Here is a 17,817-nt window from a genome sequence, read left to right on the forward strand (position 1 = left end):
AAATCCCTGTCGTTGTTAGAGTTTGCCGCACTTTTTATCTGCGCGTCGCCGCACGGTTGTTTTCGCGCGTCGCCGCGCGGTTGATTACCTGCGCGTTACCCGCGCGTTGCTTTTACCCACGCGTTGCCTAGGGTCCCTCTCCCATGTTCAAAAAACTGCGTGGCATGTTTTCCAGCGATCTGTCGATCGACCTGGGCACTGCCAATACCCTGATTTATGTGCGCGAGCGCGGTATCGTCCTGAACGAGCCGTCGGTCGTAGCCATCCGTACCCACGGCAACCAGAAGAGCGTCGTTGCGGTCGGTACCGAAGCCAAGCGCATGCTCGGTCGCACCCCCGGCAATATCGCGGCTATCCGGCCGATGAAGGATGGCGTGATCGCCGACTTCAGCGTGTGCGAGAAGATGTTGCAGTACTTCATCAACAAGGTGCACGAGAACAGTTTCCTGCAGCCTTCGCCGCGCGTGCTGATCTGCGTGCCGTGCAAGTCCACCCAGGTGGAGCGCCGCGCCATCCGTGAGTCGGCCCTGGGTGCCGGTGCCCGCGAAGTGTTCCTGATCGAAGAGCCGATGGCCGCCGCTATCGGTGCCGGCCTGCCGGTGGAAGAAGCACGTGGCTCGATGGTCGTCGATATCGGCGGCGGCACCACGGAAATTGCCCTGATCTCGCTGAATGGCGTGGTCTACGCCGAATCCGTACGGGTCGGTGGCGACCGTTTCGACGAAGCCATCATCACCTATGTGCGGCGCAACTACGGTTCGCTGATCGGCGAGTCCACCGCCGAGCGGATCAAGCAGGAAATCGGCACCGCCTACCCGGGCGGCGAAGTTCGCGAAGTCGACGTGCGCGGCCGCAACCTGGCCGAAGGTGTGCCGCGCGCCTTCACCCTCAACTCCAATGAGGTTCTGGAAGCCCTGCAGGAATCCCTGGCGACCATCGTCCAGGCGGTCAAGAGCGCGCTGGAGCAGTCGCCGCCGGAGCTGGCGTCGGATATCGCCGAGCGTGGCCTGGTGTTGACCGGTGGCGGTGCCTTGTTGCGTGATCTGGACAAGTTGCTGGCCCAGGAAACCGGTCTGCCGGTGATCGTTGCCGAAGACCCGCTGACCTGCGTCGCCCGTGGCGGCGGCAAGGCCCTGGACATGATGGATCGCCACACCATGGACCTGCTGTCCACGGAGTGAGCCGTCTGCGCCAAGTCTCGAGCTGCAAGCCGGGTTTCCACTCGCTTGCAGCTTTTTGTTTGCTGCTTGACGCTTGAGAGGAACTCGCCATAAAACCGCTATTTGCCAAAGGTCCTTCGCTCGGTGTGCGCCTGCTGGTGTTCACCGTGCTATCGGCTGCGCTGATGGTGGTGGATGCGCGATTTACCGTGTTGCAGCCGCTGCGCAGCCAGTTGGGTCTGATTGTCGAGCCGGTCTATTGGCTCGGCCGTTTGCCGGTGACCCTGTGGGACAGCGCCACTCAGGAGCTCAGTTCGCGCAGCGACCTGGCCGCCGAGAATGAGAAACTCAAGGCCGAAAGCCTGATGCTGCAGCGGCGTCTGCAGAAGCTGGCGGCGTTGACCGAGCAGAACGTGCGCTTGCGCGAGCTGCTCAATTCGTCGGCGCTGGTCGACGACGATGTGCTGGCCACCGAGCTGATCGGCATCGACCCCAACCCCTTCACCCACCGCATCCTGATCGACAAGGGCAGCAAAGATGGCGTGCTGCTCGGTCAACCGGTGCTCGATGCGCGCGGCCTGATGGGCCAGGTGGTCGAGGTGATGCCCTACACCTCGCGGGTGTTGTTGCTCACCGATACCACCCACAGCATTCCGGTGCAGGTCAACCGCAACGGCCTGCGCGCCATCGCCAGTGGCACCGGTAACCCGGAACGCCTGGAGTTGCGCCATGTGGCCGATACCGCGGACGTCAAGGAAGGCGACCTGCTGCTCAGCTCCGGGCTGGGCCAGCGTTTTCCCGCAGGCTACCCGGTGGCGGTGGTCACCGAGGTGATTCACGACTCCGGCCAGCCGTTCGCGATTGTCCGCGCCATGCCGACCGCCAACCTGAACCGCAGCCGCTACATGCTCCTGGTATTCACCGATCCACGTACCCCCGAGCAGCGCGCCAGCGATTCGGCCGAGGCGCAGGAGGAGGCGGATCGTCAGGCCCGCGAGCAATCGATGAGCACACCCTCGCTAGTGCCTGCAGTCCCTGCTGCCACGAGCGATGCGCCAGTTACTTTCCCAACCCCTGTAGCGGAACCTCGCCAATGATCGCTCTGCGTGCGCGCAACGTCTGGGTGATCTGGCTCAGCCTGGCCCTGGCCCTGCTCCTCAGCGTGGCCAGCCTGCCCAAGTTCATGGAGGTCGGCCGGCCGCTGTGGCTGGCGTTGATCCTGACCTACTGGGTGCTGGCCTTGCCCCATCGGGTGGGCATGACCACGGCCTGGTGCGTCGGCCTGCTGGCCGATGTGCTGAACGGCACGCTGCTGGGGCAGAATGCCGTGATTCTTACCCTGGTGACCTTCCTGGTGCTGAGCCTGCATCAGCGCTTGCGCATGTTCCCCATGTGGCAGCAGAGCATGGTGCTGCTGGTGGTGTTCGGTCTGGCCCAACTGGTTCAGCTGTGGCTCAATGCCTTGACCGGTAGCCGTCCGCCGACCCTGGCGTTCGTCTTGCCGGCACTGGTCAGCGCACTGCTGTGGCCGTGGGTCTGTGTCATCCTGCGTGGTGTGCACAAGCGCCTCAGCGTTAATTGAGTGCGGCTGGCCCTGCACTAACTCGACAGGGAGACGTCCGCATGAGCACGCTTTATCTGGCTTCCGGGTCGCCGCGACGTCGCGAATTGTTGACCCAGATCGGCGTGCCCTTTAGCCCGCTAATCGTCCCCGTCGATGAAAATCTATTGCCAGAAGAGTCTCCCCGCGCCTATGTAGAGCGTCTGGCCCGTGCCAAAGCGCAGGCGGGACTGGCCGCCTTGGCTGATCCGCGTGATGCTGTAGTGCTCGGTGCCGATACCGCCGTGGTTCTCGATGGGCGGATTCTCGGCAAGCCGCAGGACCGCGACGAAGCCGTGGCGACCCTGAGTGCGCTGTCCGCTCGCGAGCATCAGGTACTGACCGCGGTAGCCCTGGCGTCGACCGGCAAGGTGGCCGCGCGGGTGGTCAGCAGTCGGGTGCGCTTTCGCCGGTTGACGCGCGCGGAGATCGAGGCCTATTGGGCCACCGGCGAGCCCCGGGACAAGGCCGGCAGTTATGGTATTCAAGGGTTGGCGGCAGTGTTCGTCAGCCAGTTGCAGGGCAGTTACTCGGCCGTGGTGGGCTTGCCCCTGTGTGAAACCGCCGAGTTGCTCGCAGAATTTGCTATTCCGTGCTGGCAGCCATTGCCAGTCCACAGTCAAGAGGGTGCAGGTCGCGAGTGAGCGCCGAAGGCTGGCGCTGCCCGGCTTGCCGCTTCGTCGGACCAGAGATAGAGCCATGAGTGAAGAGATCCTGATCAATATCACGCCGATGGAGTCGCGCGTGGCGGTGGTGGAAAACGGCGTGCTGCAAGAGGTGCATGTCGAGCGTACGCAGAAGCGCGGTATCGTCGGCAATATCTACAAGGGCAAGGTGGTGCGGGTGTTGCCGGGCATGCAGGCGGCGTTCGTCGACATCGGCCTGGATCGCGCCGCCTTTATCCATGCCTCGGAAATTTCCAGTCGTGAAGGCAGCGCGGTGGAAAGCATCAGCGCCCTGGTCCATGAAGGCCAGGCCCTGGTGGTGCAGGTCACCAAGGACCCGATCGGCAGCAAGGGCGCGCGGCTGACCACCCAGCTGTCGATCCCCTCGCGGTACCTGGTGTACATGCCGCGTACCAGTCATGTCGGCATTTCCCTGAAAATCGAGGACGAAGCCGAGCGCGACCGTCTCAAGCAAGTGGTGGCCGACTGCGTCGCGGCCGAAGGCATCGCCGAGGCTGGCGGCTTTATCCTGCGCACGGCCGCCGATGGTGTGGGCGCCGACGAAATTCTGGTCGATATCCGCTACCTGCGGCGCCTGTGGGATCAGATCGCGGCGCAGAAGCAGAGCGCGCCGGCCCCGTCGGTGATCTACGAAGACCTCAGCCTGGCCCTGCGCACCCTGCGCGACCTGGTCGGCCTGCGCACCGAGAAGATCCGCATCGACTCGCGGGAAACCTTTCAGAAGATCACCCAGTTCGTCGACGAACTGATGCCGGAAATCGCCGATCGCCTGGAACACTACCCGGGCGAGCGGCCGATTTTCGACTTGTACGGTGTCGAAGACGAGATCCAGCGCGCGCTGGAGCGCAAGGTGCCGCTGAAGTCCGGTGGTTACCTGATCATCGACCCGGCCGAGGCGATGAGCACCATCGACGTCAATACCGGCGCCTTCGTCGGTCACCGCACCCTCGAAGAGACCATCTTCAAGACCAACCTCGAAGCGGCCACCGCCATCGCCCGGCAACTGCGCCTGCGCAACCTCGGCGGCATCATCATCATCGACTTCATCGACATGGAAGACGAAGAGCACCAGCGCCAGGTGCTGCGTACCCTGGAGAAGCAGCTGGAGCGCGATCACGCCAAGACCAACATCATCGGCATCACCGAACTGGGCCTGGTGCAGATGACCCGCAAGCGCACGCGCGAGAGCCTTGAGCAGATCCTCTGCGAACCCTGCAGCTGCTGCCAGGGGCGCGGCAAGCTGAAGACCCCGGAAACCACCTGCTACGAGATATTCCGCGAGATCCTGCGTGAGGCGCGGGCCTATCAGGCGGAGGGCTATCGGGTGCTGGCCAACCAGAAAGTGGTGGATCGCCTGCTCGACGAAGAGTCGGGCAATGTCGCCGACCTCGAAGCCTTTATCGGCCGGACCATCAAGTTTCAGGTCGAGACGATTTACTCCCAGGAGCAATACGATGTGGTGCTTCTGTGAATCGGCCCGTCGTGTTCAGGGTATGAACTGAATGGCGCGTCTGGCTCGTTGGTTGATCGTGACGCTGCGCTGGGGCCTGGGCTTGTTCGCGCTGGGCCTGGTGCTCGCAGCCTTGTATGTCAGTCTCGGTCGCGAGCTGGTGCCGTGGGTCGCCGAGTATCGCCTGGAAGCCGAAGACCAGGCCTCCGCGGCGCTCGGTATGCCGCTGCGGATCGGTCGGCTGGAGGGGCGCTGGCAGGGCTTCGCGCCACTGCTGGTCGCCCATGACGTGCAATTGGGCGAGGGTGCCAGCGCACTGCGCCTGGATCAGGTGCGCCTGGTCCCGGACGTGCTCGCCAGCCTGTCGGAGCGTAAGCCGCGGCTGGCCAAGCTGGAGCTGGATGGCTTGCAGTTCAGCCTGCACCAGGACGAGCAGGGCGCCTGGACCTTGAAGGGGCTGCCGCAGCGCGGCGCGCCTGCGGCCCTGGATGTCGCGCAGGTATTGCAGCAGTTGCAAGCGGTGAGTCGTCTATCGCTGCTCAACAGCCAGGTGACGCTGGAAGCCCATGAACTGCCGGCCGTGACCCTGACGTACGTCAACCTGACCCTGCGCAATGGCGCGAGTCGTCAGCGTCTGGATGCGCGCCTGCTGCTGCCCGACGGCCAGCCCGTGGCGCTGCAGTTGCGCAGCCGTATGCAAGCCGAGCGCTGGCGCGAGGTGCAGGCCGAGCTGTACCTGAGCCTGCCGCAAAGCGATTGGGCACGCTGGTTGCCGCCGAGCGTGACGCACGAATGGCGTCTCGAGCAGTTGCAGGCCGGCGGCGAAGTCTGGCTGGCCTGGGCCGATGGCGCCTTGCAGCGTGCGGTCAGCCGCCTGCACGCACCGCAAGTGGCGGCTGCCTATCTCGAGCGCGAGGCGGCGCAGGTGCAGAACCTCGCCCTCAACGCCTATTTCGAGCGGACCGAACAGGGCTTCGAGCTGCTGCTGGACGATCTGGCGCTGAGCCAGGGCGAGACCCGCTGGGGCGAGGTGCAGCTGGCCATCAGTCATCGTCAGGACAGCCACGACGCCGAAGAACAGTGGTCGCTCGGCGCCGATCGCCTCGATCTGGCGCCGCTGCTGCCGCTGGTCAAAGCCCTGCTGCCCTTGCCGGACAAGGGTTTGGCACTGCTCGACAGCCTGCAGCCGCAGGGTGCCTTGCGCAATATCCAGGTGGACTACCGGCCCCGGGTCGAGGGCGACAAGCGCTTGCAGTTTGCCGCCAATCTCGAGCGCATCGGTTTCGCCGCCTACCTGGCCTCGCCGGCGGCAGCAAACATCAGCGGCAGTGTGGCCGGTGACCTGGGGCAGGGCGAACTGCGCCTGGCGAGCGAAAATTTCTCCCTGCACCTGGCCACCCTGTTCCCCGAGCCCTGGCTGTATAAGCAGGCCAATGCCCGGCTGACCTGGCAACTGAATGAGCAGGCTTTCACCCTGCGCAGCCCCTATCTGCAGGTGCTCGGCGAAGAGGGGCCGGTTGCCGGTGACTTCCTGATTCGCCTGATGTTCGATCCTGAGGCCGAGGACTACATGGACCTGCGCGTCGGCCTGCGTGACGGCGATGCGCGTTATACCGAGAAATACCTGCCGACCCGCGCACCCGGCTTGAGCGCGGAACTGGCTAACTGGCTGAAGACCGCGATTCGCGGCGGCAAGGTCAACGAAGGCTATTTTCAATTCCAGGGTTCGCTGAACAAGGGCGCCGCCGATGCGGCGCGCAGTCTCAGCCTGTTCTTTGCCGTGGAAGACGCCGAACTGGCCTTCCAGCCGGGTTGGCCGGCACTGCGCGAGGCGCGTGGCGATGTGTTCATCGAGGACAGCGGGGTGCGGGTGCGGGTGGTCGAGGGCCGTATCCTCGATAGCCGGGTGCGCAACGCCGCGGCGGATATTGCCCACACGGCGCCGGGGCAGGTTCCGCGGCTGCTGCTCAACAGCGAGCTGCAAAGCAGTGTCGTCGATGCCCTGAAGATTCTCCAGGATGCGCCCATGGGCACTGCCGAGATCTTCGCCGGCTGGCAGGGCGAGGGGCCGCTATCGGGCCGGCTCAAGCTCGATCTGCCGCTGCGCAAAGGGTTGGCGCCGGACGTGATAGTCGACTTCGCCACCCAGGGGGCGCGGCTCAAGTTGAGCAATCCCGAGCTGGAGCTCAGTCAGCTGCAGGGCGCCTTTCGCTACAACACGGCCAGCGGCTTGAGCGCCCCGGATATTCGCGCTCAAGCCCTCGGCCATGCCGTGCGGGGCAAGGCCATAGCAGAAGGTGTGCGCGGCCGGGCGCAAACGCGGATCGAGGCCAGCGGTCAGGTACCGCTGAGCAACCTGACGGCCTGGCTGGGCGTGACTGCAACATTACCTGTGAGCGGTACCTTGCCCTATCGCTTGCGTTTGAGTCTGGACGGTGCCGACAGTCAGTTGCGGGTGGATTCCAATCTTCAGGGGGTGGCCGTCGCGCTACCGGCGCCTTTTGGCAAAAGTGCCAACGATGAAGGTTATGCCGATTGGCGCATGACCCTGAATGGCGGCGAGCGGCGCTATTGGCTGGATTATGCCGATCTGGCGAGCCTGGCCTTCGCGGCTCCGCCCGGTCAGCTTGCCGAGGGCCGCGGCGAGCTGCGCCTGGGGGATGGCCCGGCACTGTTGCCGGCGGCGAAGGGTGTGCGCTTGCGCGGACAAGTCAGCGAGCTGGATTGGGCGGCTTGGCAGGCGGCGCTGAAACCTTATGCCGGTGTGGCGCGCGCGGATGCGCAGCAGGTGTTCAAGGATGCGCAACTGAAGATTGGCCGGTTCAGCGGCTTTGGCAGCACGGTCGACGACCTGGCGATACAGCTCAAGCGTGCGCCGGCGGCCTGGGCGCTCAACCTGGATAGCCAGCTGCTGAAGGGGCGGGTCGATTTGCCGGATGCCGGCGCGACGCCTATCGCGGTCAATCTGGAGTACCTGCGTTTGCCGGCGGCCGCCGCCAAGGAGGCCGTGGTTGAGGGTGCCGTGGTCGAGGACAAGCCGGATCCGCTGCTTGGCGTCGATCCGCGGCTGATTCCCGCCCTCGATCTGCGCATTGCCCAGGTGTTGCAAGGTGCCGAGGCGCTGGGGGCGTGGTCGCTGAAAGCGCGTCCGAACGCCACCGGGGTACAGTTCAGCGACCTGAACCTGGAGCTGAAAGGTCTGCAGCTGACCGGCAGCGCCGGTTGGCAGGGCACGGCAGAGGCCAGCAGCAGTTGGTACGAGGGGCGCATGCAGGGCAAGCAACTGGCCGATGTGCTGCTGGCCTGGAACTTTGCGCCGACGGTCAGTAGTGAAAGCTTTCACATGGATGTCGATGGCCGTTGGCCCGGTTCGCCGGCTTGGGTCAGTCTCAAGCGCTTTTCCGGCAGCATGGATGCAACCTTGCGCAAGGGACAGTTCACCGAGGTACAAGGCTCTGCATCGGCGCTGCGGGTATTTGGCCTGCTCAACTTCAACTCGATTAGCCGCCGCCTGCGCCTGGATTTTTCCGACCTGTTCGGCAAGGGGTGGAGCTATGACCGGGTCAAGGGGCTGCTGGTCGCCAGCGATGGGGTGTACGTTACCCGTACCCCCATTACCGTGACCGGGCCATCGAGCAATCTGGAGCTGGACGGTACCCTGAACCTGGCCGATGACCTGATCGATGCCAAGCTGCTGGTGACCTTGCCGGTGGGCAACAATCTGCCGCTGGCGGCGTTGATCGTCGGCGCGCCAGCCATCGGTGGGGCGTTGTTCGTGGTGGACAAACTGCTGGGCGATCGTGTGGCACGTTTTGCCAGTGTGCAATACAGCGTCAAGGGTCGCTGGCAGGATCCGCAGATCAGCTTCGACAAGCCCTTCGAGAAGCCGCGCTGACAGGCCATTGCAAATCGGCTGCGCCAGACGATGCAGTCGATGGCCATGGCTTGTAAGCTGAAGACCCAACCATCCGCCGAGCAGGAGCATGCATGAGCCTCGCGGTGATTCAAATGGTCAGCCATGCCGATGTGCCGGCCAACCTGGTCCAGGCCCGGCGGCTGCTCGAGCAGGCTGCGGCGGGCGGGGCACGCCTGGCGGTATTGCCGGAAAATTTCGCCGCCATGGGCCGCCGCGACCTGGCGGCACTGGGTCGCTGCGAAGCGCGGGGTGAGGGCCCGATCCTGCCCTGGTTGAAACAGGCTGCTCGCGACCTCAGGTTATGGATAGTGGCCGGCACCTTGCCCTTGCCGCCTGCGGGCCAGCCCGAGGCCAAGGCGCGGGCCTGTTGCCTGTTGCTCGACGAGCATGGCGAGCAGGTGGCGCGCTATGACAAGCTGCACCTGTTTGATGTGGAGGTCGGCGACCGCCAGGGCCGTTATTGCGAGTCCGATGATTTTGCCCATGGCAGCCGGATCGTGGTGGCGGATACGCCCGTTGGGCGCCTGGGTTTGACGGTGTGCTACGACCTGCGTTTTCCTGAGTTGTATGGCGCCCTGCGTGAAGCCGGAGCGGAGTTGATCAGCGTGCCGGCGGCCTTTACCGCGCTGACCGGTGCGGCGCACTGGCAGATACTGGTACGCGCCCGGGCCATCGAGACCCAGTGCTACCTGCTGGCCGCCGGCCAGGGCGGCACTCATCCGGGCGGGCGCGAGACCTTCGGCCATTCGGCCATCGTCGATCCCTGGGGCCGGGTGTTGGCCGAGCAGGCGCACGGCGAGGCGGTCTTGCTGGCTGGTCGCGATGCCGTCGAGCAGGCGGCGATTCGCCAACGCATGCCGGTGAGCCGGCATAAACGATTTTTTGCAGCGGCCGAACCACGGTTGCCGGGTTTGGAACAGTCATGAACGAGATGAAACAGTTATGAGCGAGATGTTGTTATCCGTCAGTGAGCACCTGTTGGGCCCGGGCGGCTTGACCCTCGACCATCTGCCCGGGGTACTGGGCGAGTTGTCCGGCCCCGGTATCGATGCTGCCGATCTGTATTTCCAGAGCCAGGTGTCCGAGACCTGGGTGCTGGAGGACGGCATCGTCAAGGAAGGCAGTTTCAACCTCGACCAGGGCGTGGGCGTGCGTGCCCAGTCCGGCGAGAAAACCGGGTTTGCCTACAGCAACGCCATCACCGCCGAGGCGCTGACCCAGGCCGCCCGCGCGGCCCGCTCGATTGCCCGGGCCGGACAGAACGTGCGGGTGCAGGCCTTCAGCAGCCCGCAGGTCACCGCCTTGTATGCACCGGAAAACCCGCTGGACGTGATCGGCCGGGCGCAGAAGGTCGAGTTGCTCAAGCAGGTCGATGTGGCCACGCGTGCGCTCGATCCGCGGATCAAGCAGGTCACGGTCAGCCTCGCCGGGGTCTGGGATCGCATCCTGGTGGCGGCGCAGGACGGCAGCCTGGGCGTCGATATTCGCCCGCTGGTGCGCTTCAATGTCAGCGTGATCGTCGAGCAGAATGGCCGCCGCGAACGGGGCGGCCATGGCGGTGGTGGGCGTACCGACTACCGCTACTTCATGAGCGAGGATCGCGCCATGGGTTACGCCCGCGAGGCGTTGCGCCAGGCCCTGGTCAATCTCGAGGCGATTCCCGCACCGGCCGGCACCCTGCCGGTGGTGATGGGTGCCGGCTGGTCTGGGGTGCTGCTGCACGAGGCGGTCGGCCATGGCCTGGAAGGCGACTTCAATCGCAAGGGCAGTTCCGCCTACAGCGGGCGCATGGGCGAGAAGGTCGCCTCGAGTCTGTGCACCATCGTCGACGACGGTACCCTGGCCGGGCGCCGTGGTTCGCTCAGCGTGGATGACGAAGGCACCCCGACCCAGTGCACCACGCTGATCGAGAACGGCGTGCTCAAGGGCTATATGCAGGACAAGCTGAACGCCCGCCTGATGGGCGTGGCGCGTACTGGCAACGGTCGCCGCGAATCCTATGCGCACCTGCCGATGCCGCGCATGACCAACACCTACATGCTGGCCGGCGCAAGCGACCCCGAAGAAATCATCCGTTCGGTGAAGAAAGGCATCTACTGCGCCAACCTCGGCGGTGGTCAGGTCGACATCACCAGCGGCAAGTTCGTCTTCTCCACCAGCGAGGCCTACCTGATCGAGAACGGCAAGATCACCGCGCCGGTCAAGGGCGCCACCCTGATCGGCAACGGCCCGGAGGCGATGAGTCGGGTGTCGATGGTCGGCAACGACCTGGCCCTGGACAGCGGCGTCGGCACCTGCGGCAAGGACGGTCAGTCGGTGCCGGTCGGCGTCGGCCAGCCGACGCTGAAAATCGATGCGATTACCGTCGGTGGCACAGGAGCCTGAAACGCTCGGGCCTAGGGTGGGTTAGCCGAAGGCGTAACCCGCCATCACGCCAGGATCAACGCAGCCCGCGTTGGGCTTCGTCCAGTTCACGGATGTATTTGAAGATCTTGCGCGAGGCCGCTGGCGCTTTGTTCTGTGCCAGTTCGTGCTGGGCCTGGCGGATCAACTGACGCAGGTGTTGCCGGTCTGCTTCAGGATAGTCGCCAACAAAGGCTTCCAGGGTGTCGTCGGTGCCGTTGATAAGACGGTCACGCCAGCGCTCCAGGCCATGAAAGCGTTCGTTGTACTGGCGAGTAGAGGCATCAAGCTGGTCGAGCAGGGTAAGAATCGCTTCGATGTCCTGGTCGCGCATCAGCCGGCCGATAAACTGCACATGGCGTTTTTTCGCCGAATTGGCCGTGTGCTTGGGCGCCTCTGCGAGGGCGCGGCGCAATTCGTCGGTCAACGGCAGTTTGTTGAGCAGGTCGGGCTTCAGGGTGGTCAGGCGTTGACCCAGGTCTTGCAGGGCATGCAGCTCGCGTTTGACCTGGGTTTTACTCTTCTCGCCGGAGAAGTCGTCAAGATATTCAGGCATGGGGGTGGTCCAATGGAAAACGCCGCCATGATAGCAGCAAGTTTCCAATTGCAAGCGTTCGGCCCGATCTCGTCAACGCGCCGATAATCGTTCAGGAGTTTTTATGAGTGCAGTAGATAGTGTCGGCCCCGAGGCCGTGCCGCAGTTGCAGGCGCAGGTCGAACAGATTATCGCCGAGGCCAAGAAGCAGGGCGCCAGTGCCTGCGAGGTGGCCGTATCGGTGGAGCAAGGCTTGTCCACCTCGGTTCGCCAGGGCGAGGTCGAGACCGTCGAGTTCAACCGTGACCAGGGCTTCGGCATCACCCTGTATGTCGGTCAGCGCAAGGGCTCGGCCAGTACCTCGGCGAGTGGCGATGCCGCCATCCGGGAAACCGTGGCAGCGGCCCTGGCCATCGCCAAGCATGCCTCGGAAGATGAGGCGGCAGGCTTGGCCGATGCCGCGCTGATGGCGCGCGAGCTGCCGCAGCTGGATCTGTATCACGCCTGGGCCATCAGCCCGGAGCAGGCCATCGAGCAGGCGCTGCGCTGCGAAGCGGCAGCCTTTGCCACGGATACGCGGGTCAAAAATGCCGACGGCACCACCCTCAATACCCACCAGGGTTGTCGGGTGTATGGCAATAGTCATGGTTTCATCGCGGGCTATGCCAGCACCCGGCACAGCTTGAGCTGCGTGATGATCGCCGAAGATGGCGGGCAGATGCAGCGCGACTACTGGTATGACGTCAATCGTCAGGGCGAGCTGCTGGCCGATGCCGCGGGCATCGGTCAGCGGGCCGCGCAGCGGGCGGTCAGCCGGCTGGGCGCGCGCCCGGTGCCGACCTGCGAAGTGCCGGTGTTATTTTCCGCTGAGCTGGCGACGGGACTGTTCGGGCATTTCCTCGCGGCTATTTCCGGTGGCAACCTGTACCGCAAGTCATCTTTCCTTGAGGGCGCCCTGGGCCAGCAGTTGTTTCCCGACTGGCTGACGCTCGATGAGCGTCCGCATATTCCCCGTGCCCTGGGCAGTGCGGCCTTCGACGGTGATGGCCTGGCCACCTATGCCAAGCCCTTTGTCGAGGGCGGCGAGCTGGTCTCTTACGTGCTGGGCACCTACTCGGGGCGCAAGCTGGGGATGCCGAGTACGGCCAACGCCGGTGGCGTGCATAACCTGTTCGTCAGCCATGGTGCGGAAGATCAGCCGGCGCTGCTCAAGCGCATGGGTCGCGGCCTGTTGGTCACTGAGTTGATGGGGCAGGGCCTGAACATGGTCACCGGTGACTATTCGCGTGGGGCAGGCGGCTTTTGGGTGGAGAACGGCGAGATCCAGTTCCCGGTGCAGGAAGTGACCATCGCCGGCAACCTGCGCGACATGTTCAAGCAGATAGTCGCGGTGGGTAACGATCTCGAGCTGCGCAGCAATATCCGCACCGGCTCGGTGTTGATCGAGAAGATGACGGTGGCGGGCAGCTAGGGCTATTGTGCAGCCGGCCCTTGTGGGGTGCGCTGCGCGCACCAGGTTTCTAAGTCAGGGTGCGCGCGGCGCACCCTGCGAGTGATCCTGGCTATTCGCCTTCGTCGAAGTAGTTGTTGATCAGTTCGATCAGGGCGTTGAGTGCGTCATCGTCCTGCTCGCCTTCGGTGTGCAGGTGAATCGGTGTGCCTTTGCCGGCCGCCAGCATCATCACAGCCATGATGCTTTTGCCATCCACCAGGCTCTCCGGGGCGCGGCCGACCTTGACCTGACAGGGGTAGCGCCCGGCGACACCGACAAACTTGGCTGCTGCGCGTGCATGCAGACCCAGCTTGTTGATGATGGTGATTTCGCAGGAAGGCATCGCGGCAGGATCCTTAGCTAAGGTCGCGGTGGCGAACCTGGACGTTTTTCAGAATGGGTTTCAGGGTCTCGCCCAGGCGATTGGCCAGGTATACCGAGCGGTGATGACCGCCAGTGCAGCCTATTGCCACGGTGACATAGGCGCGGTTGCTAGCGGCGAAGCGCGGCAGCCATTTCTTCAGGTAGGTGAGGATGTCCTGGAACATTTCTTCGACATCTGCCTGAGCCGCCAGGTAGTCGGCCACCGGCTGGTCGAGCCCGGAGAAATCGCGCAGGTCCGGCTTCCAGTAAGGGTTGGGCAGGCAACGTACATCGAACACCAAGTCGGCATCCACCGGCATGCCGCGCTTGAAGCCGAACGACTCGACCAAAAAGGCCGTGCCTGGCTCCGGCTGATTGAGCAGGCGCAGTTTCAGGCTGTCGCGCAACTGGTAGAGGTTGAGATGGGTGGTGTCGATTTGCAGGTCGGCGAGGTCGGTGATCGGTCCGAGCAGCAGGCTTTCATCGGCGATCGCCTCGGCCAGCGAGCGGTTCTCGTTGGTCAGCGGATGGCGCCGGCGAGTCTCGGAAAAACGCTTGAGCAGGGTTTCCTCATCGGCATCCAGGTAGATCACGTCGCACTTGATATGCCGCGCCCGCACCTCCTCGAGGATTTCCGGGAAACGCTTGAGCTGGCTCGGCAGGTTGCGCGCGTCGATCGACACGGCGACTTGCGGGTGGAGCAGTTCGGTATCCTGCAGGGTGCGCTCCGCCAGTTCGGGGAGCAGGCCAGCCGGCAGGTTGTCGATGCAGTAGAAGCCGTTGTCCTCAAGGACGTCGAGGGCGGTGCTTTTGCCGGAGCCGGAGCGACCGCTGACGATGATCAGGCGCATGGTCAGGGCCGGTTGAGCTGGCTTTGTACGTCCACCACGACCTGATACAGCGCATCGCTGCTCTGGGCTTGGCGCAAACGCTCACGCACATCGCTGCGGTCGAGCATGCTGGCGATCTGCCGCAGCAATTCCAGGTGTTCATCAGTGGCCGCCTCCGGTACCAGCAGGACGAACAGCAGGTCGACAGGCGCGCCGTCGATGGCGTCGAAGTCCACCGCTGCATCCAGACGCAGCAGAGCACTGATCGGCGCGTTACAGCCCGGCAGGCGACAGTGCGGAATGGCAATGCCATTACCGAAACCGGTCGAGCCGAGTTTTTCGCGGGCGATCAGGCTTTCGAAAATGTCTTGGCCATCCAGGTCGGGCAGTTCGCGTGCCACCAGGTTGGCTATCTGTTCGAGTACACGTTTCTTGCTGCCTCCCGGCACGTTCACCAGGGAACGGCCGGGGGTCAGGATATTTTCGAGTCGGATCATAGGAGGGAGGCGATCTCAGCGGGCCGTAGCGCCCTGCTGGCGGTCGATCTGCTTTTCCTTGTGCTTGATGAGTTGACGGTCGAGTTTGTCGGTCAGTAGGTCGATGGCTGCGTACATGTCGTCGTGTTCGGCATTGGCGACCACTTCGCCGCCGGCGATATGCAGGGTCGCTTCGATTTTCTGCTTGAGCTTCTCGACCTCCATGGTGATTTGCACGTTGGTGATCTTGTCGAAATGGCGCTCCAATCGACCGAGTTTTTCGTCGATATAGTCGCGCAGGGCGTCGGTCACATCCAGCTGATGTCCACTGATGTTGACTTGCATACCGTTTCTCCTTGTTGCCGCGTATGAGAGACAGGCTATCGGGCCTGCCACCGGAATACTTTGGCGTGAAAGACGTCGGCAAACCGAACTTGGACCAGTCGCTCTTCGGGTCTTGGCAGTGTGGCTGCTAGCGAGAGAGCGAGGCCGGGTGCGGTGTATGCCTTGTTTGTTGGTCTTTCGTCGAGTGCCACCTTACATCAATCGCTTGCGCTCGCTGGAGGGCGCTATACCAAGCGATTCACGGTATTTTGCGACTGTGCGGCGGGCTACTTGTATGCCCTGTGCCTCCAGTAAACCAGCGATCTTGCTGTCACTCAACGGCTTTTTTGCATTTTCCGCTGCGACCAGTTTTTTGATGATGGCGCGGATCGCCGTCGACGAGCATTCGCCGCCTTCGGAGGTGCTGACGTGGCTGGAGAAGAAATATTTCAGCTCGTAGATACCACGCGGGGTGTGCATGAACTTTTGCGTGGTGACCCGCGAAATGGTCGATTCATGCATGCCCACCGCTTCGGCGATGTCGTGCAGGACCAGGGGCTTCATCGCCTCGTCGCCGTAGTCGAGAAAGCCGCGCTGGTGCTCGACGATCTGGGTAGCGACCTTCATCAGGGTTTCGTTGCGACTCTGCAGGCTCTTGATGAACCAGCGCGCTTCCTGCAGCTGGTTGCGCATGAAGGTGTTGTCGGCACTGGTGTCGGCGCGTTTGACGAAACCGGCGTATTGCGCATTGACCCGCAGGCGCGGCATTGCTTCCTGGTTCAGCTCCACCAGCCAGCGCTCGTTGTGCTTGCGCACGATGACGTCGGGCACCACGTATTCCGGTTCGCTCGACTCGATCTGCGAGCCGGGGCGCGGATTGAGGCTCTGGATCAGTTCGATGACCTGGCGCAGCTCGTCTTCCTTGAGCTTCATGCGGCGCATCAGCTGGCTGTAATCGCGGCTGCCGAGCAGGTCGAGGTAGTCGTTGGCCAGGCGTTGAGCCTCGGCCAGCCAGGTTGTCTTGGCTGGCAGCTGGCGCAGTTGCAGGAGCAGGCATTCACGCAGGTCGCGGGCGGCAATGCCGGCTGGCTCGAACTGCTGGATGCGGTGCAGTACGGCTTCCACTTCGTCGAGTTCGATGTCCAGGTCCGGGTCGAAGGCGGCGACGACTTCCTCGAGGCTTTCTTCCAGATAGCCCTGATAGTTGATGCAGTCGATCAGGGTGACCCCGATCAGCCGATCCTTGTCGGACATCGGCACCAGATTGAGCTGCCAGAGCAGGTGGCTCTGCAGGCTTTCGCCAGACGACGTGCGGGTAGTGAAGTCCCACTCGTCATCGTCGTTGCTCGGCAGGCTGCTGGCGCTGGTCTGGTAGACGTCTTCCCACGCGGTGTCGACCGGCAGTTCGTTGGGAATGCGTTCGTTCCATTCGCCCTCTTCCAGGTTGTCCACGGTTTGTGGGGTTTCCTGGTGGCTGTTGTCCTGGTAGGACTCTTCCTGCTGAGGGGGGGGCGCCTGGTTTTCGGCGCCGTCGGCCAGGGGGTTCGAGTTGTCGAAGTCGTCACCGTCTTCTTCGCGCTCGAGCATCGGGTTGGACTCCAGAGCCTCCTGGATCTCTTGCTGCAGATCCAGGGTAGACAATTGGAGTAGGCGAATGGCCTGTTGCAGCTGCGGGGTCATCGTCAGCTGCTGGCCCATTTTCAGGACTAGCGATGGTTTCATTGCAGACCTTATTTGCCGGCGTCTGTGCGCAATCCACTACAGGGCGCCGTAGCGCCACAAGGAAGCAAATTATATGCCTGATCTACAGTGGTTTGCCTAGCTCTGGCTGCTGTTCGGTTGAGAAAAACCGCTGTTACAGGCGGAACTCGTGCCCCAGGTAGACATCCTTGACCAGTTGGTTGGCCAGAATAGCGTCGGCATCGCCTTCGGCGATCAGTTGGCCATCGCTGACGATGTAGGCGGTTTCGCAGATATCCAGGGTCTCGCGGACATTGTGGTCGGTGATCAGTACACCGATGCCCTTGGCCTTGAGGTGGTGGATGATCTGCTTGATGTCGCCGACCGAGATCGGGTCGACCCCGGCGAAGGGTTCGTCGAGCAGGATGAATTTTGGTGCGGTGGCCAGGGCGCGAGCGATTTCCACGCGCCGGCGTTCGCCGCCGGACAGGCTCATGCCGAGGTTGTCGCGGATGTGGCTGATATGGAATTCCTGCAGCAGGCTTTCCAGTTCCTTGCGCCGGCTGGCCCGATCCAGTTCCTTGCGGGTCTCGAGGATGGCCATGATGTTGTCGGCCACGCTGAGCTTGCGGAAAATCGAGGCTTCCTGCGGCAGGTAGCCGACACCGGCGCGGGCGCGGCCGTGCATCGGCAGGTGGCTGACGTCGAGGTCGTCGATCAGGATGCGACCTTGGTCGGCCTGCACCAGGCCGACGATCATGTAGAAGCAGGTGGTCTTGCCCGCGCCGTTGGGGCCGAGCAGGCCGACGATCTGCCCGCTGTCGATGCTAAGACTGACGTCGCGCACGACTTGGCGGCCCTTGTAGCTCTTGGCCAGGTGCTGGGCTGTCAAAGTGGCCATT

Annotated in this window: 16 protein-coding genes; 9 read left to right on the forward strand and 7 right to left on the reverse strand. The window is 63.6% G+C overall.

Going from position 1 to position 17,817, the window contains the following annotated elements:
- Nucleotides 1-143: 143 nt before the first annotated feature.
- From mreB to tldD, 8 genes are all read left to right on the forward strand, one after another.
- Entirely contained in the window at nucleotides 144-1,181 is a 1,038-nt protein-coding gene (mreB, locus tag G9C89_RS02330; RefSeq protein WP_079203152.1) for a rod shape-determining protein MreB, read from the forward strand.
- A gap of 125 nt (nucleotides 1,182-1,306) precedes the next feature.
- Entirely contained in the window at nucleotides 1,307-2,257 is a 951-nt protein-coding gene (gene mreC / locus G9C89_RS02335; protein WP_390623748.1) for a rod shape-determining protein MreC, read from the forward strand.
- Nucleotides 2,254-2,742 carry a rod shape-determining protein MreD gene (gene mreD, locus G9C89_RS02340; protein WP_172144022.1) on the forward strand — a complete coding sequence of 163 codons (489 nt, stop codon included), beginning with the start codon at nucleotides 2,254-2,256 and terminating at the stop codon, nucleotides 2,740-2,742. The genes mreC and mreD overlap by 4 nt, the downstream gene beginning before the upstream one ends.
- Nucleotides 2,743-2,783: 41 nt before the next feature.
- Nucleotides 2,784-3,404 carry a Maf family protein gene (locus G9C89_RS02345; protein ID WP_172144024.1) on the forward strand — a complete coding sequence of 207 codons (621 nt, stop codon included), beginning with the start codon at nucleotides 2,784-2,786 and terminating at the stop codon, nucleotides 3,402-3,404.
- A gap of 55 nt (nucleotides 3,405-3,459) precedes the next feature.
- Entirely contained in the window at nucleotides 3,460-4,917 is a 1,458-nt protein-coding gene (rng, locus tag G9C89_RS02350; RefSeq protein WP_172144026.1) for a ribonuclease G, read from the forward strand.
- A 31-nt stretch (nucleotides 4,918-4,948) separates the two neighbouring features.
- The gene (locus G9C89_RS02355) at nucleotides 4,949-8,791 is read left to right on the forward strand and encodes a YhdP family protein (RefSeq protein WP_172144028.1); all 3,843 of its coding nucleotides are present in this window, start codon (nucleotides 4,949-4,951) and stop codon (nucleotides 8,789-8,791) included.
- A gap of 92 nt (nucleotides 8,792-8,883) precedes the next feature.
- Complete coding sequence (locus G9C89_RS02360) at nucleotides 8,884-9,738, forward strand: carbon-nitrogen hydrolase family protein (protein ID WP_172144030.1); 855 nt, start codon at nucleotides 8,884-8,886, stop codon at nucleotides 9,736-9,738.
- Nucleotides 9,739-9,754: 16 nt separating this feature from the next.
- Entirely contained in the window at nucleotides 9,755-11,197 is a 1,443-nt protein-coding gene (gene tldD / locus G9C89_RS02365; protein ID WP_172144032.1) for a metalloprotease TldD, read from the forward strand.
- Nucleotides 11,198-11,252: 55 nt separating this feature from the next.
- Here the strand turns inward: tldD and yjgA are convergent, their stop codons facing one another.
- Entirely contained in the window at nucleotides 11,253-11,771 is a 519-nt protein-coding gene (yjgA, locus tag G9C89_RS02370; RefSeq protein ID WP_172144034.1) for a ribosome biogenesis factor YjgA, read from the reverse strand.
- A gap of 103 nt (nucleotides 11,772-11,874) precedes the next feature.
- Between yjgA and pmbA the strand changes: the two genes are divergently transcribed.
- Nucleotides 11,875-13,221 (forward strand): metalloprotease PmbA, encoded by a 1,347-nt coding sequence (gene pmbA, locus G9C89_RS02375; RefSeq protein ID WP_172144036.1) that lies wholly within the window; start codon nucleotides 11,875-11,877, stop codon nucleotides 13,219-13,221.
- 91 nt (nucleotides 13,222-13,312) lie between these two features.
- On the opposite strand, the gene G9C89_RS02380 is transcribed toward pmbA, so the two are convergent.
- From G9C89_RS02380 to lptB, 6 genes are all read right to left on the reverse strand, one after another.
- Nucleotides 13,313-13,585 (reverse strand): HPr family phosphocarrier protein, encoded by a 273-nt coding sequence (locus G9C89_RS02380; RefSeq protein WP_172144040.1) that lies wholly within the window; start codon nucleotides 13,583-13,585, stop codon nucleotides 13,313-13,315.
- Nucleotides 13,586-13,598: 13 nt separating this feature from the next.
- On the reverse strand, nucleotides 13,599-14,456 hold the full coding sequence (gene rapZ / locus G9C89_RS02385) for an RNase adapter RapZ (protein ID WP_172144042.1): 858 nt from the start codon (nucleotides 14,454-14,456) through the stop codon (nucleotides 13,599-13,601).
- Between the two features lie 2 nt (nucleotides 14,457-14,458).
- The gene (ptsN, locus tag G9C89_RS02390; RefSeq protein ID WP_172144044.1) at nucleotides 14,459-14,932 is read right to left on the reverse strand and encodes a PTS IIA-like nitrogen regulatory protein PtsN; all 474 of its coding nucleotides are present in this window, start codon (nucleotides 14,930-14,932) and stop codon (nucleotides 14,459-14,461) included.
- 15 nt (nucleotides 14,933-14,947) lie between these two features.
- The gene (hpf, locus tag G9C89_RS02395) at nucleotides 14,948-15,256 is read right to left on the reverse strand and encodes a ribosome hibernation-promoting factor, HPF/YfiA family (RefSeq protein WP_172144047.1); all 309 of its coding nucleotides are present in this window, start codon (nucleotides 15,254-15,256) and stop codon (nucleotides 14,948-14,950) included.
- A 192-nt stretch (nucleotides 15,257-15,448) separates the two neighbouring features.
- On the reverse strand, nucleotides 15,449-16,957 hold the full coding sequence (locus tag G9C89_RS02400; RefSeq protein WP_172144049.1) for an RNA polymerase factor sigma-54: 1,509 nt from the start codon (nucleotides 16,955-16,957) through the stop codon (nucleotides 15,449-15,451).
- 133 nt (nucleotides 16,958-17,090) lie between these two features.
- Nucleotides 17,091-17,816, reverse strand: coding sequence for an LPS export ABC transporter ATP-binding protein (gene lptB, locus G9C89_RS02405; protein ID WP_172144052.1), 726 nt, complete (start codon nucleotides 17,814-17,816; stop codon nucleotides 17,091-17,093).
- Nucleotide 17,817 lies beyond the last annotated feature (1 nt).

The organism is Pseudomonas tumuqii (assembly GCF_013184545.1).
Lineage (GTDB): Bacteria > Pseudomonadota > Gammaproteobacteria > Pseudomonadales > Pseudomonadaceae > Aquipseudomonas > Aquipseudomonas tumuqii.

Excerpts from the sequence above, each read along its gene's own strand:
- mreB (WP_079203152.1), top strand. The coding sequence starts at position 144 with ATGTTCAAAAAACTGCGTGGCATGTTTTCCAGCGATCTGTCGATCGAC.
- mreD (WP_172144022.1), top strand. The coding sequence starts at position 2,254 with ATGATCGCTCTGCGTGCGCGCAACGTCTGGGTGATCTGGCTCAGCCTG.
- G9C89_RS02345 (WP_172144024.1), top strand. The coding sequence starts at position 2,784 with ATGAGCACGCTTTATCTGGCTTCCGGGTCGCCGCGACGTCGCGAATTG.
- rng (WP_172144026.1), top strand. The coding sequence starts at position 3,460 with ATGAGTGAAGAGATCCTGATCAATATCACGCCGATGGAGTCGCGCGTG.
- G9C89_RS02355 (WP_172144028.1), top strand. The coding sequence starts at position 4,949 with ATGGCGCGTCTGGCTCGTTGGTTGATCGTGACGCTGCGCTGGGGCCTG.
- G9C89_RS02360 (WP_172144030.1), top strand. The coding sequence starts at position 8,884 with ATGAGCCTCGCGGTGATTCAAATGGTCAGCCATGCCGATGTGCCGGCC.
- tldD (WP_172144032.1), top strand. The coding sequence starts at position 9,755 with ATGAGCGAGATGTTGTTATCCGTCAGTGAGCACCTGTTGGGCCCGGGC.
- yjgA (WP_172144034.1), bottom strand. The coding sequence starts at position 11,771 with ATGCCTGAATATCTTGACGACTTCTCCGGCGAGAAGAGTAAAACCCAG.
- pmbA (WP_172144036.1), top strand. The coding sequence starts at position 11,875 with ATGAGTGCAGTAGATAGTGTCGGCCCCGAGGCCGTGCCGCAGTTGCAG.
- G9C89_RS02380 (WP_172144040.1), bottom strand. The coding sequence starts at position 13,585 with ATGCCTTCCTGCGAAATCACCATCATCAACAAGCTGGGTCTGCATGCA.
- rapZ (WP_172144042.1), bottom strand. The coding sequence starts at position 14,456 with ATGCGCCTGATCATCGTCAGCGGTCGCTCCGGCTCCGGCAAAAGCACC.
- ptsN (WP_172144044.1), bottom strand. The coding sequence starts at position 14,932 with ATGATCCGACTCGAAAATATCCTGACCCCCGGCCGTTCCCTGGTGAAC.
- hpf (WP_172144047.1), bottom strand. The coding sequence starts at position 15,256 with ATGCAAGTCAACATCAGTGGACATCAGCTGGATGTGACCGACGCCCTG.
- G9C89_RS02400 (WP_172144049.1), bottom strand. The coding sequence starts at position 16,957 with ATGAAACCATCGCTAGTCCTGAAAATGGGCCAGCAGCTGACGATGACC.
- lptB (WP_172144052.1), bottom strand. The coding sequence starts at position 17,816 with ATGGCCACTTTGACAGCCCAGCACCTGGCCAAGAGCTACAAGGGCCGC.